The following is a 26994-nucleotide window of genomic DNA, read 5'->3' as shown; positions in this document are numbered from 1 at the left end:
GAGGAGCGCTCGATCAGATGTCGAAGTACATCTCGAACTCGTAGGGGTGCGGGCGCACCTGCAGCGGAGCGACCTCGTTCTCCCGCTTCCAGGAGATCCAGGTCTCGATGAGGTCGGCGGTGAAGACATCGCCCTCGAGGAGGAACTCGTGGTCGGCCTCGAGCGCCTCGAGCACCTCCGGAAGCGTCGTGGGGACCTGCTCGATCTCCTGGTGCTCCTCCGGCGGCAGCTCGTAGAGGTCCTTGTCGACCGGCTCCGGGGGCTCGATGCGGTTCTTGATCCCGTCCAGGCCGGCCATCAGCTGCGCGGCGAAGCACAGGTAGGGGTTGCTCGAGGGGTCCGGGATGCGGAACTCCACGCGCTTGGCCTTGGGGGAGTTGCCCGCGATCGGGATGCGGATGCAGGCCGAGCGGTTCCGGGCGGAGTAGACGAGGTTGATCGGGGCCTCGAAGCCCGGCACGAGCCGGTGGTAGCTGTTCGCGGTCGGGTTGGTGAAGGCCAGCAGCGCCGGGGCGTGCTTGAGCAGGCCGCCGATGTACCAGCGCGCGATGTCGGAGAGCCCGCCGTAGCCCTGCTCGTCGTAGAAGAGCGGCTCACCGTCCTTCCACAGGCTCTGGTGGGTGTGCATGCCGGAGCCGTTGTCGCCGAAGATCGGCTTCGGCATGAAGGTCGCGGTGCGCCCGTCGGCCCAGGCGGTGTTCTTGACGACGTACTTGAACTTCATGATGTCGTCGCCGGACTTCTGCAGCGTGTTGAAGGTGTAGTTGATCTCCTGCTGGCCCGCCGTGCCCACCTCGTGGTGGCTGCGCTCGACCTTGAGCCCGACCGTGTCCATGTTCAGGCAGATCCTGTCGCGCAGGTCCGCGAAGTGGTCCACCGGCGGGACGGGGAAGTACCCGCCCTTGAAGGCGGTCTTGTACGCCTGGTTGCCGCCCTCCTCCTTGCGGCCGGTGTTCCACGCCGCCTCGACGGAGTCCAGGGCGTAGAAGCTGCCCTGGGGGGTGGAGGCGTAGCGCACGTCGTCGAAGACGTAGAACTCGGCCTCGGCGCCGAAGAAGGCGGTGTCGGCGATCCCCGTCGTCCGCAGGTAGGCCTCGGCCTTCGCGGCGACGTTGCGCGGGTCACGGCTGTACTGCTCACCGGTGAAGGGGTCGACGATGGAGAAGTTGAGGATGAGCGTCTTCTCGTCGCGGAAGGGGTCCAGGTAGGCGGTACCGATGTCCGGGATGAGCTTCATGTCGGACTCGTGGATGGCTTGGAAGCCCCGGATGGAGGAGCCGTCGAACATCTGGCCGTCGACGAAGAAGTCCGCATCCACCGTCTCCGCCGGGATGTTGAAGTGCTGCATGATGCCGGGAAGGTCGCAGAAACGGATGTCGATGAACTTGACGTCCTCGGCCTTGATGAAGTCCATGACCTCTTCAGGGGAGCTGAACAAACCATCCTCCTGGGGTGGGGGCGACGGGCCGGACCCGCCGCGTACGGTTGCGGTGCTTCCGGAGACGTCGATCACCTGCACCGGGGGGAACTCTACCGAGCGCGGCCGGCGGCGGTGTCCGCCGGTCACCGATGAGCACATAGGGTCTGGGAGGTGACCAGCCAGCGCCAGTCCACCCCGGCCACCGGCGAAGGGGGACACGTCGCCCCCTTCGGCCCCCGCCTCCTCGCCCTGCTCATCGACTGGATCGCCTGCGTGGCGATCGCCTACGGACTGCTGGCCGCGGTCGTGGACCTGGGGCCGGCGGCCCACTCCTTCGCCCCGCTCGGCATCCTGCTGCTCGAGCAGGTCATCGGGGTCAGCCTGGGCGGCGCCGGCCTGGGCCACCGGCTGCTCCGGCTGCGGGTGGTGCCGCTGCAGGGGGAGTGGGTCACGCCCGGGCGCGCCCTGGTGCGGGCGGTGCTGCTGTGCCTCGTCATCCCGCCGCTCGTCGTCGGCGCGGACGGTCGTGGCCTGCACGACGTGCTCGCCGGGACGACGATCATCCGGGTGCGGTAGCAGCCGCGGCCGGGCTCAGCCGCGCAGGAAGGCCTCCGCCACCCGCCGCAGGTCGAGCAGGTCGCTCGTGCCGGCGAGCTCCCTCGCCGAGTGCATCGAGAGGATCGGGATCCCGACGTCGATGGTGCGCACGCCCAGCCGCGTTGCGGTGATCGGGCCGATCGTCGAGCCGCACGGCACAGTGTTGTTCGAGACGAACTCCTGGCTGGTCACCCCGGCCGCGTCGCACCAGCCGTGCCACGCGGCGGCGCCGACACCGTCGGTCGCGTAGCGCTGGTTGGCGTTGATCTTCAGGATCGGCCCCGAGCCGAGCACCGGCTGCACCTGCGGGTCGTGCCGGCCGGCGTAGTTCGGGTGCACCGAGTGGCCGACGTCGCTGGAGACGCACCAGGAGACGGCGTGCGCCCGCATCCGCTCGCCCCGGTCGGCGCCGAGGGCCAGCCCGATGCGCTCGAGCACGTCCTCGAGGAAGGGGCCGGCTGCGCCGGAACGGGTCGCCGAGCCGACCTCCTCGTGGTCGAAGACGGCGAGCACCGGGATGTGGTCGGCCGCGACGTCCTCACCGACCGCGGCGAGGGCGAGGGTGCCGGCGTGCGCGCTGGCCAGGTCGTCCAGTCGTCCGGCCGCGAAGAAGGCGTCCTCGCGTCCGAAGACGGTGCCGCGGGCGGAGTCCGCGGTGACGAGGTCGTAGCCGCGGATCCGGGAGGCGTCGACGCCCGCGGCGCCGGCGAGCTCGCCGAGCAGGTCGGCGGACTCGGGGGTCCCGATGCCCCAGACCGGCTGGGTCTGGCTCTGCTTGTCCAGGGAGAAGTTCTCGTTGGCCGAGCGGTCCAGGTGGATCGCGAGCAGCGGCAGCCGCAGCAGCGGACCGGAGTCGGCGAGCACCTCGGTGCCGTCCTCGAGGACGAGCCGGCCGGCGAGGCGCAGCTCGCGGTCCAGCCAGGAGTTCAGCAGGGGCCCGCCGTAGACCTCGACGCCGGCCTGCAGCCAACCGTGGCTGCCGGTGGTCGGCTGCGGCTTGAGCTTGAAGCCGGGGGAGTCGGAGTGCGCCCCGAAGATGCGCACCGGCGTCGTCGCGGTGGCGGCGGAGGGCAGCACCCAGGCGATGACCGCGCCGTCGCGCACGACGAGGTAGCGCCCCGGCGTGCTCGGCCAGTCCGCGGTCTCGGACAGCTCGGTGAAGCCGACCTCCCGCAGGCGGCGGGCGATCTCGGCGGCGGCGTGGTGGCTGGAGGGGGAGGCCTCGACGAAGTCGGCGAGGTCCTCGGCGTGGGCGATCACTTGCCCCGCATGGCCTTGCGGTCCATGCGCACCTTCGTCGGGTCCACGCCGGCGGGCACGCTCTGGCGCATGCCGGGGAGGGACTTCAGCCGCTTGTTGACGACCGACATCTCCTGCTTGCTCAGCTCGGGACGCAGCCGGGTCAGCGTCATCCGGATCTTGCGCGGCGCGAGCTCGCCCTCACCGCTGCCGACGATGTACGTGTGCACCGGCACTCCGGGCACGACCTTGTTCAGCCGCTTCTTCTCCTTGGCCATGAGCCGGTGGGCCCGGGCCGTGGGGCCCTCACCGAAGAGGACGACGCCGGGGCGCCCGACCGCGCGGAAGAGGACCGCGGAGGTCTGCAGCTCGCTCGGCTTCGTCGCGTCGGCCGCGATGGGCTCCTGGTCGTAGTACCACCCGCGGCGAAGGGAGGACAGGCCACCGAGCGTCGCGCCGCGCTGGCCCTCCATCTGCGCGAAGGCGGCGCGTTCCCCCCTTCGCGACATCACGACGGTGGCGGCCAGCAGGCCGGCCGGGATCGCCACGAGGAGGCTGTAGAGGACGTGACCGAAGATCAGGCCGATGATCGCCCCGACGGCGAGCACCACGACGAAGGCGAGCAGCATCCAGCGGCCCACGAGCGGGTCGATCTGCTTGACCTGGCGGTAGACCTCGAGGACCCGCTTGAAGGGGTTGGTGCGCTTCTTCTTCGATTTGGTCTTGGTGTTCTTGTCGGGGGTGGCCATGAGGGAAGATCCTAGATGGTCTCTGGCGGCCGACGATCAGCCGTCGGTGCCGGTGGCGGGCCGCGCCCGGGCCAGCAGCGAGGTGGCCTCCTGGCGGGCGGGCTCGTCGATGGCCTCGTTCAGGTGGGAGAGGTTCTCGGGGATCGGGCGGCCCCACTTGCGCATGGCCGTCGCGTAGAGCCGGCCGGCGCGGTAGCTGGAGCGCACGAGCGGCCCGGCCATGACCCCCTTGAGGCCGATCTCCTCGCCGACCTTCTTCCAGTGCACGAACTCCTCGGGCTTGACCCACCGGTCGATGGGGTGGTGCAGCTTCGAGGGGCGCAGGTACTGGGTGACGGTGAGGATGTCGCAGCCGGCGTCGACGAGGTCGCGGATCGCCTGCTCGACCTCGTGCTCCTCCTCGCCCATCCCGAGGATGAGGTTGGACTTGGTCACCAGGCCGGCCTCGCGGGCCATGGACAGGACCTTGAGGGACTTGTCGTAGGTGAAGGCCGGGCGGATCTGCTTGAAGATCCGCGGCACGGTCTCCAGGTTGTGGGCGAAGACCTCCGGCTCGGCGTCGAAGACCTGCTGGACGAGCTCGGGCTTGGCCCCGAAGTCGGGCGGGAGGATCTCCACGCCGGTGTTCGGGTTGAGTCGGTGGATCGCGCGGATCGTCTCGGCATAGAGCCGGGCGGCCCCGTCGGGCTGGTCGTCGCGCGCGACACCGGTCACCGTCGAGTAGCGCAGCCCCATCTCCTGGACGGACTCGGCGACGCGCCGCGGCTCGTCCATGTCGAGCACGGTCGGGCGGCCGGTGGCGATGTCGCAGAAGTCGCAGCGGCGGGTGCACACGTCACCCCCGATGAGGAAGGTCGCCTCGCGGTCCTCCCAGCACTCGAAGATGTTGGGGCAGCCGGCCTCCTGGCACACGGTGTGCAGGCCGGAGCCGCTCACGCGGCCCTTCATCGCGTTGTACTCCGGGCCCATCTTCGCCGTGGTCCGGATCCATTCCGGTTTGCGCTCGATGGGGGTCTCGGCGTTGCGCGCCTCGACGCGCAGCAGACGACGTCCTTCGGGTGCGACGGTCAACGCAGCTCTCCTGGGTCCGGGGCAGCCCGGAGGGTGGCCGGGCTCACCCTCCAGCGTACGCCCCGGCCTCGATGTCCCGGCGGCCACCATCAGGGCGGAGGTGGCCCGACGGGGTGGGAGGATGGGAGGCCACCGCGACCGGAGGAGCACCCATGGACCTGCAGGACCTGATCACCGAGCTGGAGGCCGGCCGGACCATCCCCGGCGGTTCGCCGCTGCACGCGGTCATGCACCGAGCCAGCCAGGACGCGATGCGCGTCACCGCCGAGCTCAACGGCGGGTACCACGAGCCGCACAAGGTGCGTGAGCTCCTCGCCAGACTGACCGGCCGGGCGGTTCACGAGACGGTGACGCTCTTCCCGCCCTTCACCGCCGACTTCGGCAGGAACATCAGGCTCGGCCAGCACGTCTTCATCAACTCCGGTTGCCGCTTCCAGGACCAGGGCGGCATCAGGATCGGCGACGACACCCTCATCGGCCACAACACCGTCCTGGCCACGCTCGACCACGACATCAACCCGGTGCGCCGGGCCGACATGCACCCGGCCCCGATCACCATCGGGCGCAACGTGTGGATCGGGGCCAACGTCACCGTGCTCAAGGGCGTGACCATCGGCGAGGACGCCGTGGTCGCCGCGGGGTCGGTGGTGATCGAGGACGTTCCGGAGGGAGCCGTGGTGGTCGGCTCGCCCGCCCGGGTGGTCCGGTCCGTCACTGACTGACCGGCACCGTCCCGGCGGTGTCCCCACTCGGGGTCAGCTCTGGAGGGCCTTCTCAATCGGCTTGGCCATGTACGGGGCCATCGTCTTGACGTACGTGGCGGTCAGGTGGGACGCGTCGTAGTAGGTGAGCACGCCGCCGTTGACGCCGCGGCACTGGTTGGTGTCGCAGACGAGGTCGTCGTAGCTGACGGTCGCGATGTTCTTGTCGTCGACCTTCTTCGCGGCTTCGATGAGCGGGTCCTTCTGGATCCGCCAGTCCTTGCGCGACCCGGAGCAGGCGTCGGGGTCGTCCGGGTTCTCGGCCACGCACTTGGGGACGTCGATGCCGGGGTAGGCGGGGTCCTTGATCGCGAGCACGTTGGTGCCGGCGTCTGCCCAGCGCTGCAGGTAGCTCTCGTAGCCCTTGGTGGCCGCGGGGCCGCTGTCCGCCAGGGAGTGGCCCTTGACGGGCTTGGACTGACGCTCGGAGGTGATGACCAGGTCGTACTTGTCCCCCTTCGTCTGCTCCTGGGCCCACTGACCCCACGCGTGGCAGTCCTTGGTCTTCTTGCTGGTGTTGAAGGCCGTCTCGGCGTCGGACGCGGTGCACGTGGAGATGATGTAGGTGTCGATCGTCCAGTCCCGCTTTTCGGCGAGCTTGCGCAGCGCCGGGAGCCAGTGGCGGGCGTGGGAGTTGCCGACGAGGGCGATCCTGGTGTCCCCGGAGCCGAAGGAGCAGCTCAGCCGCTGGTCGTACCGTCCCTCCGGGAAGCACTTCTCCTCGTCGATGTCCGCCTTGTCCTGCCGGGCCAGCTCCGGCTTGGGCACGATCTTCCCGCCGGCGTCCCCCTCCTTGCAGTCGTCCTTGACGAGGGTGGCGGCGCCGAGGCAGGGGGTCGTGGCCTCCTCCACGGCCGCCAGCTCCTTCTTGGCCGACTCCTTGCGCAGCTCGGCCTCGGACCACTGCATGGCGGCCAGCAGCACGACGAGGACCATGCCGATCCCGGCGAGCTGGTAGCTGCGGCGAAGGGGGGTGCCCGGCTTGGGGGAGCGGAAGCGGTCCTCGATGTAGACCTTGGAGAGGCCGGCGAGGACGAGGGTCGCCACGATGATGGCGCTCTTGTCGATGATGCCCAGGCTCCCGTGGCTGACGAAGGGCAGCAGCGCGATCATCGGCCAGTGCCACAGGTAGACGGAGTAGGAGACGTCACCGAGCCACTGCACCGGCCGGTTGCGCAGCAGGACGGTCGGGGAGAAGGAGCTGTTCGATGCGGCCAGGATGACCAGGGCGGCGCCGACGACGGGCAGCAGTGCGGCGTAGCCGGGGAAGGGGGTCGCGGAGGTGAACCACCAGGCCGCCGTGAGGATGCCCGCCATCCCGACCCACGCGAGGCCCACCCCCAGCGGGCCGTCGGCCCGCTTCTGGGCGAGTGGGGCGAAGGTGGCCACGAGACCACCGAGGGCGAGTTCCCACATCCGCACCGGGGTGACGAAGTAGGCGGCCGCGGGCTCGTAGGTGGTCGCCCAGACCGAGGCGGCGAGGGAGAGCAGGACGACCAGGAGGATCATCGTGCGCGTCAGGCGCACGGTGGCCAGGTCGGCCGACCCCTCGGCAGTTCGGCCGGAGCGGCGGGCGACGAACCAGGCGACGCCGAAGACGAGCAGCGGCCAGAAGAGGTAGAACTGCTCCTCGACCGAGAGCGACCAGAAGTGCTGGACCGGGCTGGTCCCGGAACCCTCCATGTAGCTGACCGAGCTGAGGGCCAGCGCCCAGTTCTGCACGTAGAGCGTCGCGGCGATGATCTGTTGCGACATCTCCGCCCACATGGTGCTCGGCGCCACGAGCCGGAGGGCGACGGCGGTCGTGGCCAGGACGGTGAAGGCCGCGGGGAGGAGCCGGCGGATCCGACGCCCCCAGAACGTGCCGAGCTCCCGGCCGGAGCGCGGGGGCCTCTTGAGCAGGTGGGAGGTGATCAGGTACCCGGAGATGACGAGGAAGACGTCGACGCCGATGTATCCGCCGGTCAGTGCGTCCGGCCAGAGGTGGTAGACCACCACGAGGGTGACGGCCACCGCCCGGAGCCCCTGGATGTCCTTGCGGAGCCCTCCCGATCGGGCCTCCTGCTTCGAGGGGGCCTTCGGGGCCGCGGTGGGTGCTGCGCTGGTCGTCATCAGAGGGCGAGGTCTTCCGTCGTGTGTGTCATGACCGTCGAGGGTCCGAACGTTACCGGAGCGTGATCTTCGCGGCGAATGCGCGTGGGGCCGGGGTGTCGGGGGCCACGGCCGGGCCTCGGGTCAGGCCGGGGCACCCTTCGTCAGGGGCAGGTCCTCGGTCATCACCTCGAGCAGGTGGGCCCTGGCGGCCGGGAGGACGTCGGTGACGGTGATGGGCCGTCCGGTCTCCAGGGCGAGGGTCGAGACGTCCGCGTCGGGGATGCCGCAGGGGACGATGGCCTGTGTCCAGGAGAGGTCGCAGTCCACGTTGAGGCTGAAGCCGTGCATCGCGACGTCACGGCTGACCCGGATGCCGATCTGGCCGAGCTTGCGGTCCCGGGCCCCGTCGGTGCCGGGGACCCAGATGCCGGAGCGGCCGGGCACGCGGGTGGCGGTGACGCCGACGTCCGCCGCGACCCGGATCATCATCTCCTCGAGGCGCCGCACGTGGGCGATGACGTCTCGCCGGCCGGGCAGGTGCGCGATCGGGTAGCCGACCAGCTGGCCCGGTCCGTGCCAGGTGATCTTCCCGCCGCGGTCGACGTCGACGACCGGGGTGCCGTCGAAGGGCCGCTCGTGGGGCTCGGTCCGCTTGCCCGCCGTGTAGACCGCGGTGTGCTCGAGCAGGAGGGTGGTGTCCTCCAGCTCACCGGCGACGACGGCCGCATGGACCTTCTTCTGGTACTCCCAGGCCGTCAGGTAGTCGACGGTGTCCGGGGCGAAGCCGAGCTCCTCGAAACGCATGTGATGCACCCTACGCCGCGCCTGTGGACAACCAGGAGCACCTCCGCGGCGACTGGGCCATCGTGGATGGGCATGGACGAGATCCCTCCCGAGGTGCCCGGCTACCGCCTCACCCGGTGCATCGGCCGCGGTGGCACCGCCACCGTGTGGCGCGCGCAGCGGGCCGGTGACGAGGAGCTCGTGGCCGTCAAGCTGCTGCCCGGTCGGGCCGACGAGGAGGCGGTGCGCGAGTACTCGCTGCTGCAGCACGCCGCCGCCGAGCACGTCCTCACCCTCCACGAGGCGCTCACCCTCGAGGAGGTGCCCGGCCTCGAGGAGACCGCGGGTGGCCCGGCGACGGCCCTGGTCCTCCAGCTGTGCGAAGGGGGCAGCCTCGCCGGCGTCGTGGCCGAGCGGGGGCACCTCTCGGCGGGGGAGACCGTCACGGTCATCGCCCCGATCGCCCGGGCCCTCGCCGGGCTGCACGCGCTGGGCATCGTCCACGGCGACGTCAGTCCCGGCAACGTGCTGCTGGAGTCGAACGGACGCCCCTGCCTCTCGGACCTGGGCTACGCCCGGCTCGTGGGGGAGGCGCCCGACGAGGTGCACGGTACGGAGGGCTTCGTGGCGCCGGAGGTGCTCGAGGGTCGCCCCCCGACCCGCGCGGCCGATGTCTACTCCCTCGGGGCCCTCGCCTGGCAGTGCCTCGCCGGCGCCCCGCCGGGACACGTCGCCGAACGGCCCGCCCTCGCGGACCTCGTCGAGGACGCCGGTGCAGCGACCGAGGAGCTGGTGGGGCTGGTCCAGCGGTGCCTCGTGGGCGACCCGGACCAGCGGCCCGAGGCCGAGGACGTGGCGCGGGCCGTCTTCGACGTCACCGACCCCCAGCCCCTGCGGATGGGTCCGTCGGGGGAGGTGGCAGGCAGCCTGACACGCAGGCTGCGCCTCGGTGAGGGCGAAGGGGGCGGCGCCCTGCCCTCGTGGCAGCGGGAGCTGGTCGCCCGGATCAGCGAGGAGGAGCCGGTCCGGGTGCGGTGGTGGCGCCGGTGGTGGGCGCGTCTCACCGTCGGGCGACGGCAGGGGCGTGGCAGGTCGGGTCCGGCTCGCCACGGGGCCGGACGCTTCGGGGCGATCGGCCCGGGCGCCGCCGCCCGCGGTTGGCTGGCCCTCGTCGGGCTGGTCGTGGTCGTCGCGCTCGCGGTTTCCTGGCAGCAGCTGGCCTCCGCCGAGGGGGACTCCTCGGACGTCGCGGCGGAGGCGGCCGAGGACGTCGTCGGGACCGGCGGGGCGGGGGATCGGTCCGGCGCGGTGCTGGGGCGGCACGCAGCCGTGGCGGACGCTCCGAAGGAGGTGGCCTCGGCCCTGACCGAGCTGCGCGAAGAGATGATGCTCGATCTCGACACCCGCCTGCTCGAGCGGCTGAGCGTGCCCGGCTCGCCCGCGGCGAAGGACGATGCCGTGTTGCTGCGGGAGATGCGGACGGGAGGGGACCGCTTCCGCGGGGGCGACCTGCAGGTCCGGTCCGCGCGGCTCCACGACCGGTCCGCGGACGCGGCCGTGCTGCGCGCGGTCGTGGACGAGTCCGCCTGGGAGCTGCGCGACGAGGACGGGAGGCGCGAGCGTCACCGGGCCCGACGCGGCCGGCGGGTCGACCTCGTCCTCGCCTGGCACGACGGGCGCTGGCGGGTGCGTGCGGTCCGCGCGGTGTCCTGACCGCGATGTCCTACAGCAGGTGGGTGAGTGCCTCGTCGAGCGTGGCGTGCCGGTGGGTGAAACCGACCTCCTGCAGGCGCTGGGGGAGTACCCGCTGGGAGGCCAGCGCCGAGCCGGCGAACTCGCCGAGGGCGAGCCGGATCGCCAGTCGCGGCGCGGGCAGCACGGCGGGGCGGTGCAGGCGGTGCCCGATGGCGCGGGCCAGCGCGCGCTGCCGTACGGGATGCGGTGTCGTGAGGTTGACCGGTCCGGTGACCGCCGGGTCATCGACGAGTCTCGTGTACGCGGCGACGACGTCGGCGAGCGTGATCCACGGCATCCACTGTCGTCCTGATCCCAGGGGCCCACCGAGGCCCAGTCGTCCGACGCGCAGCATCGGGGTGAGCGCTCCCCCCTTGCGCGAGAGCACGATGCCGGTGCGGGCGTGCGCGACGGACACGCCCGCGTCGCGGGCGGGGTCGGCGGCGGCCTCCCAGTCGCGCACGAGCCGGCCGAGGAAGTCATCGGCGCCGGTCGAGGCCTCGGTGAGGACCTCGTCTCCCCGGTCGCCGTAGTAGCCGACCGCCGAGGCGGTGACGAGGCGCGTCGGGCCGGCGCCGCCCGCGATGGTCCTCGCGAGCAGGTCGGTGCTCTCGATGCGGGAGTGGCGCAGCAGGCGCTTGTACCCCGGTGTCCACCGCCGGTCACCGATCCCGGCGCCCCCGAGGTGCACGACGGTGTCGACGTCGGCCAGCACCGCCGGCTCCAGGCGGCCCCGCGACGGGTCCCAGCGGCGCTCGTGGCCGGCTGCCGGCTCCCTTCGCACGAGGTGGACCACGTCGTGGCCGCCTTCGCGCAGCGACGACGACAGCGCGCCGCCGATCAGGCCGGAGGAACCGGCGATGGCGACGCGCTGTCGGGTGGTGGGCATGTCAGGCCTCGAAGTTGCCCTCCTCGAGGCGGGCCTTGACCGTGCCGAGGAAGCGGGCGGCGTCGGCGCCGTCGACGACCCGGTGGTCGTAGGACATCGCGAGGTACATCATCGACCGGATGGCCAGGGTCTCGCCCCCGTCCTCGGAGTTGACCACGACCGGGCGGCGCACGATGGCGCCGGTGCCGAGCATCCCGACCTGCGGCTGGTTCAGGATCGGGGTGTCGAAGAGCGCCCCGCGGCTGCCGGTGTTCGTGATCGTGAAGGTGCCACCCGAGAGGTCGTCCGGGGTGATCTTCTTCGTCCTGGTGCGCTCGGCGACGTCCGCGATCGCCCGGGCGAGCCCGGCGACGTTGAGGTCACCGGCGTTCTTCACGACCGGGGTGATGAGGCCGCCCTCGGTGTCCACGGCGATGGAGAGGTTCTCCTCCGCGTGGTAGACGATCTCCTCGCCCTCGACGCTGGCGTTGACGCCCGGGTGCTCCTTGAGCGCCTCGGCCGTCGCGAGCGCGATGAAGGGCAGGAAGGACAGCTTCGTGCCCTCGCGGGCCTGGAACTCGGCCTTCGCCTGGTCGCGGACGCGGGCGACCCGGGTCATGTCGACCTCGACCACCGTCGTCAGCTGGGCGCTGACCTGCAGCGACTCGACCATCCGGGTGGCGATGACCTTGCGCAGCCGGGACATCTTCTCCCGGGTGCCGCGCTTGGACTTCGGCACGTTGGACTCCAGGCCGGCGGGCACGCCGGACGGCGCCGGTGCGGAGGCTGCCGGGGCGGCAGCGGCGGGCGCGGCGGGCGTGGCCTGCTGCGGCTGGTTCTTCGCCTTGGCCGCGTCGAGCACGTCCTGCTTGCGGATGCGGCCACCGATACCGGTGCCCTCCACCGTGGACAGGTCGATGTCGTTGTCCTTGGCCAGCTTCCGCACGAGCGGGGTGACGTAGCCCGCGGCGGCCGCGCCGGAGCCCGTCGAGCCCGAGGGTGCGGCCGGAGCCTCCGGGGCCGTGGTCGGCTCGGGGGCCTTCGTCGGTTCGGGAGCCTTGGGTGCTTCGGGGGCCTTCGTCGGCTCGGGCGCCGAGGCTGCCTCCTGCTTCGGCTCCTCCTTGGGAGCCTCCTGCTTGGGCTCCTCCTTGGGGGCCTCCTCCTTCGGCTCTTCCTTCGGCTCCTCCTTGGGCGCGGGGGCGCTGCCGCTGCCACTGCCGGAGCCGCCGACGACTGCCAGGTCGGCTCCGACCTCGACGGTCTCGTCCTCCTGGACGAGGATCGAGGTCAGGGTCCCGGCGACGGGGGAGGGGATCTCGGTGTCGACCTTGTCGGTGGAGACCTCGAGCAGCGGCTCGTCGACCTCGACCTGGTCGCCCTCGGCCTTCAGCCACTGCGTGATCGTGCCCTCGGTGACCGACTCACCGAGCGCCGGCATGCTCACGGTGGTGCCGTCGCCGGCAGAGCCACCACCGGAGTCGTCACCGGAGGAGGAGGACTCCTCGGTCTCCTCCTGGGCTGGCTGCTCGGCCTCGGCGGTCTCCTCCTGGGCCGGCTGCTCTTCCTCCTCCTGGTCGGCCTGCTCGGCCTCGGCGGGCGCGGACTGTCCGTCGTCATCGGAGGCGGCCGGAGCATCGCCGTCCCCGATGACCGCGAGATCGGCGCCGACCTCGACAGTCTCGTCCTCGTCCGCGAGGATCTCCTGGAGGGTCCCCGCGACGGGGGACGGGATCTCGGTGTCGACCTTGTCCGTCGAGACCTCCAGCAGAGGCTCGTCGACCTCGACCGTGTCACCGACGTTCTTGAGCCACTGCGTCACCGTGCCCTCGGTCACCGACTCACCGAGTGCCGGCATGGTCACCCGCTCAGACATGCGCCTCTGCTCCTTCTATCGAGATGCGATACGTCACAGACTCTCATGAGTGGCCCCACCCGTGTCGACGGGCCCGCCGTTGCTTCGGGCCACTTCCGTGTCGCCTTCCCCGTCACGCGTGTGCGTGCAACGGTCGGCCCGCAGCGAGCATCGCGGCCTCGCCGAATGCCTCGCCCTGCGAGGGGTGCGCGTGCACGAGCGGTGCGATGTCCTCGGGGTGGGCCTCCCAGCCCACAGCGAGCTGGGCCTCGCTGATCAGCTCGCTGACACCGAGGCCGACCATGTGCACGCCGAGCACCGGCCCGTCCTTCTCCCGGACGAGCAGCACGGATCCGGTCGTGCCGCGGATCAGGCTGCGGCCGTTGCCGCCCAGGGGGTAGGTCACGGTGTCGACGTCGTGGCCGGCCCCCTTCGCCGCCTCCGCGGTCAGCCCGACCGAGGCGATCTCCGGGTCGCAGTACGTGACCCGGGGGATGGTGACGTCCTGCACCGGCTGCGGGTCCAGCCCGGCGACGTCCTCGGCGACGAAGATCCCGTGCGCGAAGCCGCGGTGGGCCAGCTGCAGGCCCGGGACGATGTCACCGACGGCACGCACCCCGTCGACATTCGTCCGCAGTCGCTCGTCCGTCGGCACGAAGCCGCGCTCGAGGGTCACGCCGGCTTCCTCGAAGCCGACGCCGTCCGTGCGCGGACCGCGGCCGACGGCGACGAGGACGAGGTCGACCTCGAGGTCCTCTCCGCCCTCGAGGTGGACCACGGCGCGGGTCTCGTCGGCCTCGACGGAGGAGACCTTGGTGCCGGTCCTGGACGTGATGCCGCGCTTCTTGAACTCGCGGGTGAGGTGCTTGGAGATCGAGGGCTCCTCGGCCGCGACGATCCGCTCCAGCGCCTCGATCACCGTCACCTCGGCACCGAAGCTGCGCAGCAGCGAGGCGAACTCCACGCCGATGACACCGCCGCCGAGCACGGCGACCCGCTCGGGAATCTCCGTGAGGTCCATCGCCTGGTCGCTCGTCATCACCCGCGGGCCGAGCTCGACCCCGGGGATGGTCCGGGCGTAGGAGCCGGTGGCCAGCACGACGGTGCGTCCGGTGACGGTGCGGGTGCCCTCGGCGGTCTCGACCGCGACGGTCCCGGCGTCGACGAGCCGACCGCGGCCGGTGACGACCTCGATGCCCGCCTGGCCGATGAGCCCGGTCAGGCCCTTGTGCAGCTGCCCGACGATCCTGTCCTTGCGGGCGTGCAGCGCCTCGGTGTCGATCCCCTCGAAGGTGGTGAGCACCCCGTGGGAGGCGCCGGCGCGCGCGTGGTCGGCGACCTCCGCCGCGTGCAGCAGCGCCTTGGTCGGGATGCACCCGCGGTGCAGGCAGGTGCCGCCGATCTTGTCCTCCTCGACCAGGGCGACCTTCAGGTCGAGCTGGGCGGCGCGCAGCGCGCAGGCGTATCCGCCGCTGCCGGCACCGAGGACGACGAGGTCGAAGGGGGACGAGGTCGAGTTCGTGGGGTCGGCCACGGGGATGCTCCTTTGTCGAAATGTGTCCGGGGTCACGGGCGAGCCCAGCGTACGCGGGTCGTGCCCGTCCGACCCGCAGCACGAAGGGCACCGGCACGCAGTGAGCGCGCCGGTGCCCTTCGTGGTGTGGCCGGTCGTCAGGCCAGCGTGGCGATGTGCTCCAGCAGCGTGCCCACGGCGACGCCGGTGCCGCCCTTGGGCAGGTGGTCCTTCGCGCCGCTCTCGTTGAAGGACGGCCCGGCGATGTCCAGGTGCGCCCACGGGATCTGCTCGCCGTCGGCCCCCTTCGTGAACTCCTGCAGGAAGAGCCCGGCCGTCAGGGCGCCGCCCATGCGACCGCCCTTGTGGGCGATGTCGGCGACGGGGGAGTCCAGCTGCGCGCGCAGGCCGGTCGGCAGCGGCAGCGGCCAGCTCGGCTCGTCGGCGCGCTCGGCGGCATCGGTGATCGCGGAGCGCACGTCGTCGTCGTTGGCCATGACCCCGAAGACGTCCGGGCCGAGGGCCACGACGCAGGCACCGGTGAGGGTGGCGACGTCGAACATCTGGTCCGGGCCGGACTCCGCGGCCAGGCTCAGTCCGTCGGCGAGGACCATCCGGCCCTCGGCGTCGGTGTCGATGATCTCCACGGTGGTGCCGTTGCGCATGGTGACGACGTCGCCGGGACGCTGCGCGTTGCCGCCCGGCATGTTCTCCGCGAGGCAGAGGTAGCCGGTGACCGCGACGGGCAGCTCGAGCTCGGCGGCCGCGACGACGGTGGCGGCGACCGCCGCGGCGCCGGCCATGTCGGACTTCATCGTCGCCATGCTCGCGGAGGGCTTGATGCACACCCCGCCGCTGTCGAAGGTGATGCCCTTGCCGATGAGGGCGACGTGCTTGGCCTTCTTCGACTTCGGGGTGTAGGAGAGGGTGACGATCCGCGGCGGGCGGGAGCTGCCCTGGCCGACGCCGACGATGCCGCCGAAGCCGCCGTCGGCCAGCGCCTCCTCGTCGAGCACCTCGACGCCCAGCTTGCCGGGGGAGGCCGTGGCCACCTGCTGGACCTGCTCGGTGAAGGTCTGCGGGTAGAGCAGGTTGGGGGCGGTGTTGACCAGGTCGCGGGCCCAGCGCACGCCACGGGCGACGATCTCGGCGCGGGCCAGGGCCCCCTTCGGGTCCTCCTTGCGGCCCAGCGGGGTGAAGACGGTGATCTCGCGGTCCCCGTCGGTCTCCTGCGCGGACTTGTGCGTCGTGAAGGTGTAGTCACCACCGAGCGCTCCCTCGGCGATCGCGGTGAGCCCGGCGGCGTCTCCGTGGGGCAGTGCCAGCGCGACCGGCCCCTTGCCGGCGGCCCGCACCCCGGCACCGGCGGCGCGGCGAAGGGCGTCGGTCCCCGGCTCCTCGCCGAGCCCGACGAGCACGAGGGTGTCGGCCTTGGCGCCCGGGACGGCGGCCAGGACGGCGGTCTCGCCGACCTTCGTGCTGGGGGAGACTGCGGACACGACCGAGTCCAGCTGCTTGGCCAGCGCCCTCGGCAGGTCGTCGGAGGCCAGGACGGCCGGGTTCTCGCCGGTGCCGCCGACACCCAGGACGAGGGTGTGTCCGGTGTAGGTCGAGGGCGACTTCGAGCCGAGGGTCAGAGATGCCACGAGCAGAACCTTTCGGTGTGGGTATGTCGGTCTCCACGCAGGAGGCTAGCCCGAATGGCGAGACGGTAGCGTCTGGGGGCATGACAGACAGCGACTCCCTGCGTACCTCACCGCTGCACGAACGCCATGTCTCCCTCGGCGCGAAGATGGCCGACTTCGGCGGCTGGAGCATGCCCATCGAGTACCCCGGCGGGGGCGTCGTCGCCGAGCACACGGCCGTGCGCGAGCGGGTGGGGCTCTTCGACGTCAGCCACCTCGGCAAGGCCACGGTCACCGGCACCGGGGCCGCGGAGCTGGTCAACTCCTGCCTGACCAACGACCTGGGGCGCATCGGTCCCGGCCAGGCGCAGTACACGATGTGCTGCGCCGAGGACGGCGGCGTCGTCGACGACCTCATCCAGTACCTGCGCGACGTCGACGACGTCTTCCTCATGCCCAATGCGGCGAACAACGAGCGGGTCGTCGGCATGCTGCGCGACGCGGCGCCCGAGGCGGTGCAGGTGCGTGACCTGCAGGAGGACTTCGTCGTCCTCGCCGTCCAGGGGCCGAAGTCCGAGGAGGTGCTCACCGCGCTCGGGCTGCCGGTGGGCCACGACTTCATGTCCTTCGAGGACACCCGCTGGCAGGAGCACGACGTCAGCGTCTGCCGGACCGGGTACACGGGGGAGAAGGGCTACGAGCTCGTGGCGCCGAGCGCGGCCGGGGAGGCGCTGTGGGACGCGCTCACGGAGGCGATGGCCCCCTTCGAGGGCCTGCCCTGTGGTCTCGGTGCGCGGGACACCCTTCGCACGGAGATGGGTTACCCGCTGCACGGCCACGAGCTCGGCCCCGACATCACCCCGGTCATGGCCCGCTCCGCGTGGGCCGTCGGCTGGGAGAAGGAGAGCTTCTGGGGCAAGGATGCGCTCGTCGCGCAGCGGGTCGCGAAGTCCTCGCGGCTCATGCGCGGCGCGCTCGTCACCGGCCGGGGCATCCCGCGTCCCGGCTGCCCGGTGAAGGACACCGACGGCAAGGAGGTCGGTGTCGTCACCTCGGGGACCTTCAGCCCCACCCTCAAGCAGGGGATCGCGCTGGTCCTCGTCGACCGCGCCGTCACCTGGGAGGACGAGGTCGTCATCGAGGTCCGGAAGCGGGAGCTGCCCGCGAGAGTGACCAAGCCGCCGTTCGTGGAGGTGCAGGCCTGATGAGCGACAACCACCACTGGCGACTCGAGGACGCCTCCGGCACACCGCTGCCCGGTGATGCCGGCCGCTCGGCGGACTTCCCGACGCAGGCAGACGCGGAGGCGTGGTTCGCCGAGACGTGGGAGGACCTCGCCGACGAGGGCGTCGCCCAGGCGACCCTGCTGCGCGAGGAGACCGTCGTCTACGGCCCGATGCCCCTCTCGGCGGGGTAGGTCGCGCAGCCCGGGCTTCAGGCCAGGCCGAGCGCACCCAGGGTCTTCGGGCCGGCGATGCCGTCGACCACGAGGCCCTCGGAGCGCTGCACGTCCCTGACCGCCCCCTCGGTGACCGTCCCGTAGATCCCGTCGACGTCGACCCCGAGCTCACGCTGCAGCGTCCTCACCTCGGCGTGGTGCGGGCTGCCGGGGGAGAGCGTGTGCGTGATCGCGTCGGAGCCCGAGTCGGAGCCGGAGCCCTCGCCGATCATGTCCTCGGCCACGCCCATGACGATCCGGTCGCCTGCGTGGGTGGAGCGCATCTTCTCGCTCACCCGCGCCTCCGGGATCGAGACGCAGCCCGCGGTCGCGCCGTCGCCCGAGGCGTGCAGGAAGATCGCCGAACCCATCCCGGCGACCGGGTCGGCGGTGTTGTAGTTGATGACGATGCCCTGCGCGTAGTCCTGGTCGACGTAGTCCGCGAGCTGCTCGCCGCGGCAGTCATCCGTCTCCTGCCACGTGTTGTACGTGCTGCCCGGCTCATCGACCCAGCAGGAGCGGTCGGTGATCTCGCGGTACCCGGTGCTCGAGCCCGGGTCCCCGGCGCCGAAACCGGTGCCGAAGGAGTAGACGCCGGAGGGACTGCGGCCGTCGCCCTCACGCTTGGCTCCCTCGGGAGCGAAGCCCTCGCTGCCGATCCGGGCGTCGACGGTGAAGTCCACCGCGTAGCCGTCCCCCGAGCGCACGCACTCGGTCAGCGTCGCGTGGGAGCTGCCGTCGTCGTCCGCGAGGGCGAGGGTGACCCGCTGCGGTGTGCCCTCGAGGCCGTGCACGCGTCCGTCGGCGACGGCCTGGCAGGCTGCGGAACCACTCGTGGGTGCGGCCGCGGGGGCGCTCGGGGCGGCCGTGGCGGCACCGGCGGGGGCGGCTGCGGCGAAGGCGGTGGCAGCGACCGCGATGGACGTGGATGCGATGCGGGAGAACGTCTGCACGCCCACGACCGTAGGGGAGGCGGGCCCCCTTCGCATGTGGACGAGGAGGCGTCCCCTGTCGTCAGCGCAGGCTGTCCCCGCGGTCGACCATCGGCTTGGGCATCCGGGTGCGCCGCATCTGGAAGGTGCGCATCACCTGGTACATCGCCAGGCCCTGGGTGTTCGTGTCCTCGCCGAAGCGGGCGAGGAGCTGCTTCTTGGTGCGCTTCCACAGCAGGACGCTGTCGATGATCGCGACGATGATCAGCACGTAGACGCCGAGGAAGACGAAGGTGGCCCACCGCCCGGCGAAGAGGCTGAGCACGAGGACCGCGAGCATCAGCGGCAGCAGCATCTCGCCGAGGCTGAAACGCACGTCGGTGGCATCGCGCACGTAGCGACGCACCGGCCCCTTGTCGCGGGGAGGCAGGTTCTTCTCGTCGCCGGTGACCATCGCCTCGCGCATCTTGCGGGCCTGCTCCCGGCGGGCGGCCTTGTCGGCGGCCTTGGCGGACTTGCCGCCCTTCCCGCCACCGGTCTGCACGAGTGGACGCTTGCGGGCCGCCTCCTGGTCCTTCCGCTTCGGGGTGGGCCGGTTCTTGGCTCCTTCGCGGTGGGGGTGGTCCCCGGCCGTGGCGGCGGTCTCGTCACTCTTCTTGCGTCCGAACACGATGAGCACTCTAGGCGCACCCCCTTCGCCGCCGGTCCCCGCCCGGCCCGCGGTACCGTCGGCGCGTGACCGACACCACTCTCACCGCAGACCAGATCGAGACCGTGCGAGCCCGCGTGCGCGAGCTGATGCCGCAGGTGCGCGCCGACCTCGAGGACCTCACCCGGATCCCGAGCGTCAGCCTCGACTCCTTCGACCAGGCCAATGTGCAGGCCTCCGCCGAGCGCACCGCAGAGCTGTTGCGCGCGGAGGGCCTCGACGTCGAGATCGTGAGCGAAGGGGGACGCCCCGCCGTGATCGGCCACGCCGACGGCCCGAAGGGGGCCCCGACCGTCCTCCTCTACGCCCACCACGACGTGCAACCTCCCGGTGACCGGGCGGACTGGGACAGCGACCCCTTCGAGCCCACCGAGCGCGACGGTCGCCTCTACGGACGGGGCGCGGCCGACGACAAGGCCGGGGTCATGGCCCACATCGCCGCGCTCCGGGCGCACTCGGGCGAGCTGCCGGTGGGGGTGACGATCTTCGTCGAGGGCGAGGAGGAGATCGCGAGCGAGTCCCTCCCGCGGATCCTGGAGCGGCACGGCGACAAGCTGGCCTCGGACGCGATAGTGCTCGCCGACTCCCTCAACTGGGCGATCGGCACCCCGGCGCTGACGACGACGCTGCGCGGGTCCCTCCGGGGTGTCGTCACCGTGCGGACCCTCGACCACGGGGTGCACTCGGGGATGTTCGGTGGCGCCTGCCCGGACGCGATCACCACGCTGTGCCGGCTCATGGCGACGCTGCACGACGACCAGGGCGATGTCGCGATCGAGGGGCTCGTGCACACCGACGCCCCCGACGTCGACTACGACGAGGCCCGGCTGCGTGAGGAGTCCGGTCTGCTGAGCAGCACCGAGCTCATCGGCACCGGCTCGATCCCCTCGCGACTGTGGACCAAGCCCGCCGCGGTCGTCATCGGCATCGACGCACCCGCCGTCGGCGAGGCCGGCAACGTCCTCGCCGCGAGCGCCCGGGCGAAGATCAACCTGCGGCTCAACCCGACCCAGGACCCCGAGGAGGCCTGGCAGGCGCTGCAGCGGCACCTGCAGTCCTACGCCCCCTGGGGCGCGACCGTCGAGGTCGAGCTCGACGAGCAGGGCTGGGGCTTCGCCGCCGACGCGCAGGGGCCGACCTACGACCAGGCCCGGGCCGCCTTCGCCGACGCGTGGGGCAACGACCCGGTCGACGTCGGGATCGGCGGGTCGATCCCCTTCGTCCAGGCCTTCGCGGAGAAGTTCCCGGACGCGGCGATCCTCGTCACCGGCGTGGAGGACCCGGACACGCGGGCGCACGGGGCGAACGAGTCGCTGCACCTGGGGGAGTTCGAGAAGGTCTGCACCGCCGAGGCGCTGCTGCTCGCGCGGCTCGGTGCGATGCGCCCCTGACCGAGCACCATCCCGGCGGTTCGAGGTAATCGTGCTCGTCTATCCGCCCGGACATACCTCGAACCAACCGTGGCGGAGAAGGGGGCAGCTCCTGCTGGCGGTGCGAGCACCGAGGGCGACGAGGACGTCGCCCTGGTCGGTCCGCCCTGGACCCCGACTTCCCCGGTGTGCATCCGGACGAGCTGGCTCTGGCGATGGAGGTCGGTCGCTTCGACATGGCTCTGCTGTGCGATCCGCGCGAGGACCTGCTGGAGGTCGAGACCCCGTCGACCCCCGCTGAGCCCCACGCGAGGAGGCGTCCCCCTGGTCGTCGAACGGGCAGAAGGACTGCAGTTCGGCGGTTCGCGCTTCCGGCTGTCCCGGAACGTCGTTGTGGCGTCTGACCTGCACTCCTTGCGAGCAGGGGGGAGACTGGACCGATGGTCACGCTCACCGCCGTCCACGGCGACATCACGACCCAGCAGGTCGATGCGATCGTCAACGCCGCCAACACCGCCATGCGCGGGGGCGGGGGAGTCGACGGCGCCATCCACCGGGCCGCGGGACCGGCGGTGCTCGAGGACTGCATCGCCCGCTTCCCGCACGGACTGGCCACGGGGGACGCCGGGTGGACGACGGCGGGGGAGCTCCCTTCGCGCTGGGTCATCCACACGGTCGGCCCGAACCACCGGGCGGGGCAGACCGACCGCTCCCTGCTCGTCTCCTGCTACCGCCGCTCCCTCGAGGTCGCGGACGAGCTCGGCGCGGACTCCCTCGCCTTCCCGCTCATCAGCGCCGGGGTCTACGGGTGGCCCAAGGAGGACGCCATCGCCGCAGCCGTCGAGACGATCCGGGCCGCGCCGGTCCGCGTCCGGGAGGCCCGGCTCGTGGCCCTCGACGAGGCCACGCACGCCGCCATCGAGCACTGGCTGGCCTGACCCGGCCCGCCTATCCTTGGGGCATGGGTGACGTCGTGAACGAGGAGCTGGCCCGGGTCGTCGCGGAGTACTCCTTCGCGTACCTGATGACGGTCACGGCCGACGGGCGGCCGCACGCCGTCGCGGTCCAGCCGCGACCGGTCGGCGACGTCCTGCACGTGAAGGAGCTCGGCAACCGCAGCCGCACCAACGCGCAGGAGCGTCCCCGCGTCTCCCTGCTGTGGCCGCCGGAGGACGTCCACGGGTACTCCCTCATCGTCGACGGCGAGGCGCAGGTCGACGGGGGAGCCCTCCGGCTGACGCCGACGCGGGCGGTGCGGCACCGCCCCCACGGGGACGGCAGCGGCGTGACCGGCTGCGACTCGGACTGCCTGCCCATCGAGCTCGACGCTGGATAAAAGTTTAGGCTTCAACTATAGTTGGGGCATGGCACAGGGCAGCTACGTCGAGAAGGAATTCACCCGCGACACGGCCTACATCGAGGACCGCATCACCTCGGACGGGTCGGGGGAGTGGCCGGTCGAGCCGGGGCGCTACCGCCTCGTCGTCTCCCGCGCCTGTCCCTGGGCCAACCGCGCGATCATCGTGCGCCGTCTCCTCGGCCTCGAGGACGTCATCTCGATGGGGATCACCGGCCCGACGCACGACTCCGACAGCTGGACCTTCGACCTCGACGAGGGACACCTCGACCCGGTGCTGCAGATCCCTCGGATCAAGGACGCCTACCTCAAGCGATTCCCCGACTACCCGAAGGGGATCACCGTCCCCGTGGTCGTCGACGTCCCGTCCGGGCAGGTCGTGACGAACAACTTCCCGCAGATCACCTTCGACCTCTCCACGCAGTGGCGCGAGCACCACCGTGAGGGCGCCCCGGACCTGTGGCCCGAGCACCTCCGCGAGGAGATGGAGTCCGTCAACAAGCGGGTCTACACCGAGGTCAACAACGGCGTGTACCGCTGCGGGTTCTCCGGTGACCAGGCTGCGTACGAGGCCGCGTACGACCGGCTGTGGACGGCCATGGACTGGCTCGAGGAGCGCCTGTCCACCCGTCGCTACCTCATGGGCGACCACATCACCGAGGCGGACGTGCGCCTCTTCACCACGCTCGCGCGCTTCGACCCCGTCTACCACGGGCACTTCAAGGCCAACCGGTCCAAGCTGTCCGAGATGCCGGTGCTGTGGGCCTACGCGCGCGACCTCTTCACCACGCCGGGTTTCGGTGACACGACCGACTTCGCCCACATCAAGAGCCACTACTACGAGGTGCACCGGGACGTGAACCCCACGGGCATCGTCCCCGCCGGACCGGACCTGTCGAACTGGCTCGAGCCGCACGGCCGCGAGGCCCTCGGCGGGTCCCCCTTCGACGACGCCACCCCGCCCGGGCCACCGAGCGAAGGGGAGCGGGTCCCGGTCGAGCACAACCCGCTGCTCGACGGGACCGGGATGGTCCGCTCGGCCTGAGCGTCCCCGCGCATCGGGTGGAAGGCGACTCGCCGACGATTCGTCCACGTGTCCGCCTCCACCCACGAAGGGGGAGTCAGGCGCCCAGACGCTCGCGCACGGCCGTGACCCCGTCGCCGGAGAGCCGGTCGAGGTAGGCCGGTCGGCCGGACATCACCATGGCGAGGGCCTCGGCGCTGCCGGTGACGGTGCCCCCTTCGCCATGGCTCCAGTCGGTGTCCGTGGTCTCCCACCGGAGGCCCTCGAGCAGGCCCTTGTCCGGGACGAAGGACTCCCTCCCGCGCGGGGAGACGATGATCTCGAGCGCCGCGTGCCAGTGCTCCAGCGGCACGGTGACGTCGAGTCCCTGCGGCTCGGCGAGGTCCCGCAGGTGGATGCAGGTGTCGACGAAGGGCCCGGACGGGCCGATGTACCAGGGCTTCGACGGCGTGTCGGCCAGGCGGCGGAGCTCGGCGGTGGTCTCGGCCAGCGGACGATCGCCGAGACGTGCGGCGAAGACGTCGCACGCCCGTGCCATCGACCGCTGCCTCGCGGCCGTCAGCAGGAAGCGCCACGACGGCACGAGCATCGGCTGGAGCAGGTGGCCGGTGAGGGTGCGCACGTCCCAGCCCTCGCAGAGGGTGGCGTCGCCGGCGTGGTCCTCACCGAGCGCGTCGACGGTGTCGGCGAAGAGCCGTCGGTTCTCGGCCTGCCGGGAGAAGAGCTGGGTGTCGTCCATGGAGGCACCCTGCCAGCGCGCGGGGGTGGTTTCGAGGCTTCGGCCGCGGGCGGCCTCTGCTCCTCAACCACCGGGTCGTCTTCAGCTGGACGGGGGTGGGCGCCGCTCCTACGGTAGGGCGAGCATCCGGTCCAGCGCCGTCCTCGCCTGCTCGGCCACGGTCTCGTCGACGACGATCTCGTTCACCGCGCGCCCCTCGACGAGCGACTCCAGCGCCCACACGAGGTGGGGCAGGTCGATGCGGTTCATCGTCGAGCAGAAGCAGACGTTCTTCTCCAGGAAGGAGATCTGCTGGTCCGGGTGCTGCTGGGCCAGCCGCTGGACGAGGTTGAGCTCGGTGCCGATGATCCACCTGGTCCCGGCCGGCGCCTCGGAGACGGCCTTGATGATCTTCTCCGTCGAACCGACCTCGTCGGCCAGCGAGACGACCTCGTTGCGGCACTCCGGGTGGACGATCACGCGCACGCCGGGGATCTCCCTTCGTGCCTCCTCCACGGCCTCGGGGGTGAAGCGGCCGTGCACCGAGCAGTGCCCCTGCCACAGGATCATCCGGGCCCCGCGGATCTGCTCCGGCGTGAGCCCGCCCATCGGCCGGTGCGGGTTCCACACGACGCAGTCCTCGCGGTCGCGCCCGAGCTCGCGCACCCAGGTGTTGCGGCCCAGGTGCTGGTCGGGCAGGAAGAGCACCTTGCCCCCGCCGTCGACGCCCCCGACCTGGTCGAAGGCCCACGTGAGCGCGCGCTCGGCATTCGAGCTCGTGCACACCGTGCCGCCGTGGCGCCCGGTGAAGGCCTTGATCGCCGCGGAGGAGTTCATGTACGTCACCGGGACCGTCGAGTCGGCGACGCCGGCGTCGAGCAGCTCGTCCCAGCACTCCTGCACCTGGTGCAGCGCGGCCATGTCCGCCATCGAGCAGCCGGCGGCCAGGTCGGGCAGCACGACGGTCTGCTCGTCGCTGGTGAGGATGTCCGCGGACTCGGCCATGAAGTGCACGCCGCAGAAGACGATGTACTTCGCGTCGGGGCGGGCGGCGGCCTGCTTGGCCAGCTTGAAGGAGTCACCCGTGGTGTCGGCGAAGTCGATGACCTCGTTGCGCTGGTAGTGGTGGCCGAGGACGAAGACGGAGTCCCCGAGCGCCTCCTTGGCGGCGCGGGCCCGGGCCACCAGGTCGGGGTCCGAAGGGGGCGGCAGCTCGCCGGAGCACTCCACACCGCGTTCGGACTCCAGATCCGTGCCGGCGCCGAGGGCGAGCAGTGGGAGGGGGGCTGCCTGGGAGGACGTCGTCGGTGCACTCACGTCGATGATGTTGCCACATGCCCGGCGGCGGCCTCGGTAGAGTCAAGGAGTGCACGTGCTCATCGCCCCCGACAGCTTCAGCGGGACGCTCACCGCCACGCAGGCGGCGGAGGCCATGGCCACCGGATGGCGCCGCAGCGCCCCGGACGACCTGCTCAGCCTCGCGCCGCTCTCGGACGGCGGCCCCGGCTTCCTCGACGTGCTCACCACCGGTGTCGTCGGCGAGTCGGTCGTCGTCACCACCACCGGCCCGCGCGGCACCCCGGTGCCCGGGGCCCTGCTGATCACAGACGACGGGGGCCGACGCACCGCCTGGCTGGAGTCGGCCCAGGCGATCGGGCTGCACCTGCTCGACGCCGGCGAGCGCGACCCGGGCACGACCTCGTCGTGGGGCCTGGGCGAGCTGCTCGCCGCCGCACTGGCCGAGGGCGTGGAACGCATCGTCGTCGGGCTGGGGGGATCGGGCACCAACGACGCGGGCGCGGGGATGCTCGCCGCCCTCGGTGCCGGGCCCCGCGACGTCCTCGGCGGTGGGGGAGGCGGCCTCATCGCCACCCGCGAGGAGGACCTCGCCGGACTGGCGGAGGTGCGCCAGCGGTTCGCAGGGGTGGAGCTCGTCGCCGCGACGGACGTCGCCTCCCCGTTGCTCGGGCTCAAGGGGGCCTCCGCCGTCTTCGCCCAGGAGAAGGGGGCCACGGCCGAGCAGGCGCAGCTCCTCGAGGGGTCGCTGGGCCACTTCGTCGACGTCGTCCGGCGGGTCGCGCCCGCGCCGCTGGACCTGCTCGGCTCCGAGCCGCGCCGACTGGAGCGTGAGGCCGGCGCCGGGGCGGCGGGGGGCGCCGGGTACGGGCTCCTGCTGCTGGGGGCGAGCCGGCGCAGCGGCGTCCAGGTCGTCATGGAGGCCCTGGACCTGTCCGGCCTGGCCGCGGCCGCGGACGTCGTCATCACCGGTGAGGGCACCCTCGACCAGGGGAGTCTGCAGGGCGAGGTCGTCGCCGGTGTCGCCGCGCTCGCCGCCGAGCACGCCACCCCCGCGGTGGCCCTCGCCGGACAGGTGACGATCAGCCGCAGGGAGGCCATGGTGCTCGGGCTGAGCGGGACTTATGCCGTCGTGGACCGGCACCGGGACCCGACGGCCGCGATGGCCGATCCGGTGGGCACGCTCGCGGACCGCGCGGCACGGGTCGCCGCGACGTGGTCACCCCGTCGATGACGCGGAGGTGCGGGCGTATGGTGGAGGGCAGGGAACAACCCGGGCCCCGCCCGAGTTGCCCCTGATGTGGCGGAAGCCGCCACTGCCACAGACCCCGAGTACGAGGACTTCGCATGAGCGTCCAGGACACCCAGGCAACCCCCGACGTCGCCAGCGACAGCCACGGCGTCATCCTCACCGACTTCGCCTCCTCGAAGGTCAAGTCGCTCCTCGAGCAGGAGGGTCGCGACGACCTCCGGCTGCGGATCGGTGTGCAGCCCGGCGGCTGCTCCGGGCTGATCTACCAGCTGTACTTCGACGAGCGCTCCCTCGACGGTGACCTCGTGCGCGACTTCGACGGCGTCGCGGTCGTCGTCGACCGGATGAGCGCTCCGTACCTCTCCGGCGCGACGATCGACTTCGCCGACACCATCGAGAAGCAGGGCTTCACCATCGACAACCCCAACGCGGGCAGCTCCTGCGCCTGCGGCGACTCCTTCGGCTGAGCCGACCGCCGTGACGACGGCCCCCGCCCGGCACCGGGCGGGGGCCGTCGTGCGTCCGCCGCCTCCTGGGGTGCGAGGAGCACTGCGACGAGCCGCGAAGGGCGGCGGGCGAAGGGGGAGGCAGG

At 71.8% G+C, this 26994-nt stretch carries 25 protein-coding genes; 11 read left to right on the top strand and 14 right to left on the bottom strand.

Translation table 11 applies throughout. The features are described 5' to 3' along the window. Positions 1-13: 13 nt before the first annotated feature. A complete protein-coding gene (gene glnA, locus JCO01S_RS09850) occupies positions 14-1438 on the bottom strand; it encodes a type I glutamate--ammonia ligase (protein WP_068254623.1) in 1425 nt (474 codons plus the stop codon). Positions 1439-1591: 153 nt separating this feature from the next. Here glnA and JCO01S_RS09845 point away from each other — a divergent pair, with 153 nt between their 5' ends. After that, positions 1592-1996 (top strand): RDD family protein, encoded by a 405-nt coding sequence (locus JCO01S_RS09845; protein ID WP_068254621.1) that lies wholly within the window; start codon positions 1592-1594, stop codon positions 1994-1996. Positions 1997-2011: 15 nt separating this feature from the next. Here JCO01S_RS09845 and JCO01S_RS09840 read toward each other — a convergent pair whose 3' ends face one another. The 3 genes from JCO01S_RS09840 to lipA are packed head-to-tail and all read right to left on the bottom strand — an operon-like array spanning position 2012 to position 5076. Beyond that, a complete protein-coding gene (locus tag JCO01S_RS09840) occupies positions 2012-3277 on the bottom strand; it encodes a M18 family aminopeptidase (protein WP_068254616.1) in 1266 nt (421 codons plus the stop codon). After that, on the bottom strand, positions 3274-4005 hold the full coding sequence (locus tag JCO01S_RS09835) for a DUF4191 domain-containing protein (protein ID WP_068254613.1): 732 nt from the start codon (positions 4003-4005) through the stop codon (positions 3274-3276). The genes JCO01S_RS09840 and JCO01S_RS09835 overlap by 4 nt, the downstream gene beginning before the upstream one ends. A 36-nt stretch (positions 4006-4041) precedes the next feature. Next, complete coding sequence (gene lipA / locus JCO01S_RS09830) at positions 4042-5076, bottom strand: lipoyl synthase (RefSeq protein WP_068254611.1); 1035 nt, start codon at positions 5074-5076, stop codon at positions 4042-4044. Between the two features lie 152 nt (positions 5077-5228). Between lipA and JCO01S_RS09825 the strand changes: the two genes are divergently transcribed. After that, positions 5229-5798 carry a DapH/DapD/GlmU-related protein gene (locus JCO01S_RS09825; protein ID WP_068254609.1) on the top strand — a complete coding sequence of 190 codons (570 nt, stop codon included), beginning with the start codon at positions 5229-5231 and terminating at the stop codon, positions 5796-5798. A 33-nt stretch (positions 5799-5831) separates the two neighbouring features. Here JCO01S_RS09825 and JCO01S_RS09820 read toward each other — a convergent pair whose 3' ends face one another. Both JCO01S_RS09820 and lipB read right to left on the bottom strand, forming a co-directional pair. After that, the gene (locus JCO01S_RS09820; protein ID WP_068254607.1) at positions 5832-7949 is read right to left on the bottom strand and encodes an acyltransferase family protein; all 2118 of its coding nucleotides are present in this window, start codon (positions 7947-7949) and stop codon (positions 5832-5834) included. 123 nt (positions 7950-8072) lie between these two features. Next, the gene (lipB, locus tag JCO01S_RS09815) at positions 8073-8744 is read right to left on the bottom strand and encodes a lipoyl(octanoyl) transferase LipB (RefSeq protein WP_281189201.1); all 672 of its coding nucleotides are present in this window, start codon (positions 8742-8744) and stop codon (positions 8073-8075) included. A 63-nt stretch (positions 8745-8807) separates the two neighbouring features. Here lipB and JCO01S_RS09810 point away from each other — a divergent pair, with 63 nt between their 5' ends. Next, complete coding sequence (locus JCO01S_RS09810; RefSeq protein ID WP_169796931.1) at positions 8808-10427, top strand: serine/threonine-protein kinase; 1620 nt, start codon at positions 8808-8810, stop codon at positions 10425-10427. 10 nt (positions 10428-10437) lie between these two features. On the opposite strand, the gene JCO01S_RS09805 is transcribed toward JCO01S_RS09810, so the two are convergent. From JCO01S_RS09805 to JCO01S_RS09790, 4 genes are all read right to left on the bottom strand, one after another. Continuing rightward, a complete protein-coding gene (locus JCO01S_RS09805; RefSeq protein ID WP_068254598.1) occupies positions 10438-11337 on the bottom strand; it encodes a TIGR01777 family oxidoreductase in 900 nt (299 codons plus the stop codon). A gap of 1 nt (position 11338) precedes the next feature. Then, positions 11339-13189, bottom strand: a complete 1851-nt coding sequence (gene sucB / locus JCO01S_RS09800) for a 2-oxoglutarate dehydrogenase, E2 component, dihydrolipoamide succinyltransferase (RefSeq protein WP_068254595.1) — start codon at positions 13187-13189, stop codon at positions 11339-11341. A 112-nt stretch (positions 13190-13301) separates the two neighbouring features. Next, positions 13302-14702 carry a dihydrolipoyl dehydrogenase gene (gene lpdA, locus JCO01S_RS09795; protein ID WP_068254593.1) on the bottom strand — a complete coding sequence of 467 codons (1401 nt, stop codon included), beginning with the start codon at positions 14700-14702 and terminating at the stop codon, positions 13302-13304. A gap of 137 nt (positions 14703-14839) precedes the next feature. Beyond that, a complete protein-coding gene (locus JCO01S_RS09790; protein ID WP_068254592.1) occupies positions 14840-16327 on the bottom strand; it encodes a leucyl aminopeptidase in 1488 nt (495 codons plus the stop codon). Between the two features lie 80 nt (positions 16328-16407). Between JCO01S_RS09790 and gcvT the strand changes: the two genes are divergently transcribed. Both gcvT and JCO01S_RS09780 read left to right on the top strand, forming a co-directional pair. After that, positions 16408-17511: a glycine cleavage system aminomethyltransferase GcvT gene (gene gcvT, locus JCO01S_RS09785; protein ID WP_068254589.1), complete on the top strand. Its 1104-nt coding sequence runs from the start codon at positions 16408-16410 to the stop codon at positions 17509-17511. Next, on the top strand, positions 17511-17723 hold the full coding sequence (locus JCO01S_RS09780) for a hypothetical protein (RefSeq protein WP_068254586.1): 213 nt from the start codon (positions 17511-17513) through the stop codon (positions 17721-17723). The genes gcvT and JCO01S_RS09780 overlap by 1 nt, the downstream gene beginning before the upstream one ends. A 17-nt stretch (positions 17724-17740) precedes the next feature. Here JCO01S_RS09780 and JCO01S_RS16250 read toward each other — a convergent pair whose 3' ends face one another. After that, a complete protein-coding gene (locus JCO01S_RS16250) occupies positions 17741-18697 on the bottom strand; it encodes a peptidoglycan-binding protein (protein ID WP_157074557.1) in 957 nt (318 codons plus the stop codon). A gap of 61 nt (positions 18698-18758) precedes the next feature. Further along, a complete protein-coding gene (locus JCO01S_RS09770) occupies positions 18759-19346 on the bottom strand; it encodes a DUF3043 domain-containing protein (protein WP_068254682.1) in 588 nt (195 codons plus the stop codon). A 65-nt stretch (positions 19347-19411) separates the two neighbouring features. Between JCO01S_RS09770 and JCO01S_RS09765 the strand changes: the two genes are divergently transcribed. The 4 genes from JCO01S_RS09765 to JCO01S_RS09750 all read left to right on the top strand — a co-directional run bounded on the left by JCO01S_RS09765 (position 19412) and on the right by JCO01S_RS09750 (position 23157). Beyond that, complete coding sequence (locus JCO01S_RS09765) at positions 19412-20776, top strand: dipeptidase (RefSeq protein WP_068254580.1); 1365 nt, start codon at positions 19412-19414, stop codon at positions 20774-20776. A 419-nt stretch (positions 20777-21195) separates the two neighbouring features. Then, the gene (locus tag JCO01S_RS09760; RefSeq protein WP_068254577.1) at positions 21196-21693 is read left to right on the top strand and encodes an O-acetyl-ADP-ribose deacetylase; all 498 of its coding nucleotides are present in this window, start codon (positions 21196-21198) and stop codon (positions 21691-21693) included. 23 nt (positions 21694-21716) lie between these two features. Beyond that, a complete protein-coding gene (locus tag JCO01S_RS09755) occupies positions 21717-22091 on the top strand; it encodes a pyridoxamine 5'-phosphate oxidase family protein (RefSeq protein ID WP_068254575.1) in 375 nt (124 codons plus the stop codon). 28 nt (positions 22092-22119) lie between these two features. Beyond that, the gene (locus JCO01S_RS09750) at positions 22120-23157 is read left to right on the top strand and encodes a glutathione S-transferase family protein (protein ID WP_068254572.1); all 1038 of its coding nucleotides are present in this window, start codon (positions 22120-22122) and stop codon (positions 23155-23157) included. A 76-nt stretch (positions 23158-23233) separates the two neighbouring features. Here JCO01S_RS09750 and JCO01S_RS09745 read toward each other — a convergent pair whose 3' ends face one another. Both JCO01S_RS09745 and nadA read right to left on the bottom strand, forming a co-directional pair. Next, entirely contained in the window at positions 23234-23875 is a 642-nt protein-coding gene (locus JCO01S_RS09745) for a maleylpyruvate isomerase family mycothiol-dependent enzyme (RefSeq protein WP_068254569.1), read from the bottom strand. 108 nt (positions 23876-23983) lie between these two features. Then, on the bottom strand, positions 23984-25171 hold the full coding sequence (gene nadA / locus JCO01S_RS09740; RefSeq protein WP_068254566.1) for a quinolinate synthase NadA: 1188 nt from the start codon (positions 25169-25171) through the stop codon (positions 23984-23986). A 55-nt stretch (positions 25172-25226) separates the two neighbouring features. Here nadA and JCO01S_RS09735 point away from each other — a divergent pair, with 55 nt between their 5' ends. Together JCO01S_RS09735 and JCO01S_RS09730 are read left to right on the top strand one after the other, a co-directional pair. Continuing rightward, positions 25227-26384, top strand: coding sequence for a glycerate kinase family protein (locus JCO01S_RS09735; protein ID WP_369407290.1), 1158 nt, complete (start codon positions 25227-25229; stop codon positions 26382-26384). 113 nt (positions 26385-26497) lie between these two features. Then, positions 26498-26869 (top strand): HesB/IscA family protein, encoded by a 372-nt coding sequence (locus JCO01S_RS09730; RefSeq protein ID WP_068254558.1) that lies wholly within the window; start codon positions 26498-26500, stop codon positions 26867-26869. Positions 26870-26994: the final 125 nt, after the last annotated feature.

This window comes from Janibacter corallicola NBRC 107790 (assembly GCF_001570965.1).
In the GTDB taxonomy this organism is placed as follows: domain Bacteria; phylum Actinomycetota; class Actinomycetes; order Actinomycetales; family Dermatophilaceae; genus Janibacter; species Janibacter corallicola.
Note: the sequence above shows the minus strand (reverse complement) of the source record. Positions and strands in the feature narration are given on the sequence as shown.

Bases quoted from the DNA above. Each gene is read 5' to 3' on its own strand.
- sucB (WP_068254595.1), bottom strand. From the start codon at position 13,189: ATGTCTGAGCGGGTGACCATGCCGGCACTCGGTGAGTCGGTGACCGAG.
- JCO01S_RS09820 (WP_068254607.1), bottom strand. From the start codon at position 7,949: ATGACGACCAGCGCAGCACCCACCGCGGCCCCGAAGGCCCCCTCGAAG.
- JCO01S_RS09755 (WP_068254575.1), top strand. From the start codon at position 21,717: ATGGGTGACGTCGTGAACGAGGAGCTGGCCCGGGTCGTCGCGGAGTAC.
- JCO01S_RS09835 (WP_068254613.1), bottom strand. From the start codon at position 4,005: ATGGCCACCCCCGACAAGAACACCAAGACCAAATCGAAGAAGAAGCGC.
- JCO01S_RS09825 (WP_068254609.1), top strand. From the start codon at position 5,229: ATGGACCTGCAGGACCTGATCACCGAGCTGGAGGCCGGCCGGACCATC.
- JCO01S_RS09730 (WP_068254558.1), top strand. From the start codon at position 26,498: ATGAGCGTCCAGGACACCCAGGCAACCCCCGACGTCGCCAGCGACAGC.
- JCO01S_RS09750 (WP_068254572.1), top strand. From the start codon at position 22,120: ATGGCACAGGGCAGCTACGTCGAGAAGGAATTCACCCGCGACACGGCC.
- JCO01S_RS09760 (WP_068254577.1), top strand. From the start codon at position 21,196: ATGGTCACGCTCACCGCCGTCCACGGCGACATCACGACCCAGCAGGTC.
- JCO01S_RS09745 (WP_068254569.1), bottom strand. From the start codon at position 23,875: ATGGACGACACCCAGCTCTTCTCCCGGCAGGCCGAGAACCGACGGCTC.
- gcvT (WP_068254589.1), top strand. From the start codon at position 16,408: ATGACAGACAGCGACTCCCTGCGTACCTCACCGCTGCACGAACGCCAT.
- JCO01S_RS09810 (WP_169796931.1), top strand. From the start codon at position 8,808: ATGGACGAGATCCCTCCCGAGGTGCCCGGCTACCGCCTCACCCGGTGC.
- JCO01S_RS09780 (WP_068254586.1), top strand. From the start codon at position 17,511: ATGAGCGACAACCACCACTGGCGACTCGAGGACGCCTCCGGCACACCG.
- JCO01S_RS09805 (WP_068254598.1), bottom strand. From the start codon at position 11,337: ATGCCCACCACCCGACAGCGCGTCGCCATCGCCGGTTCCTCCGGCCTG.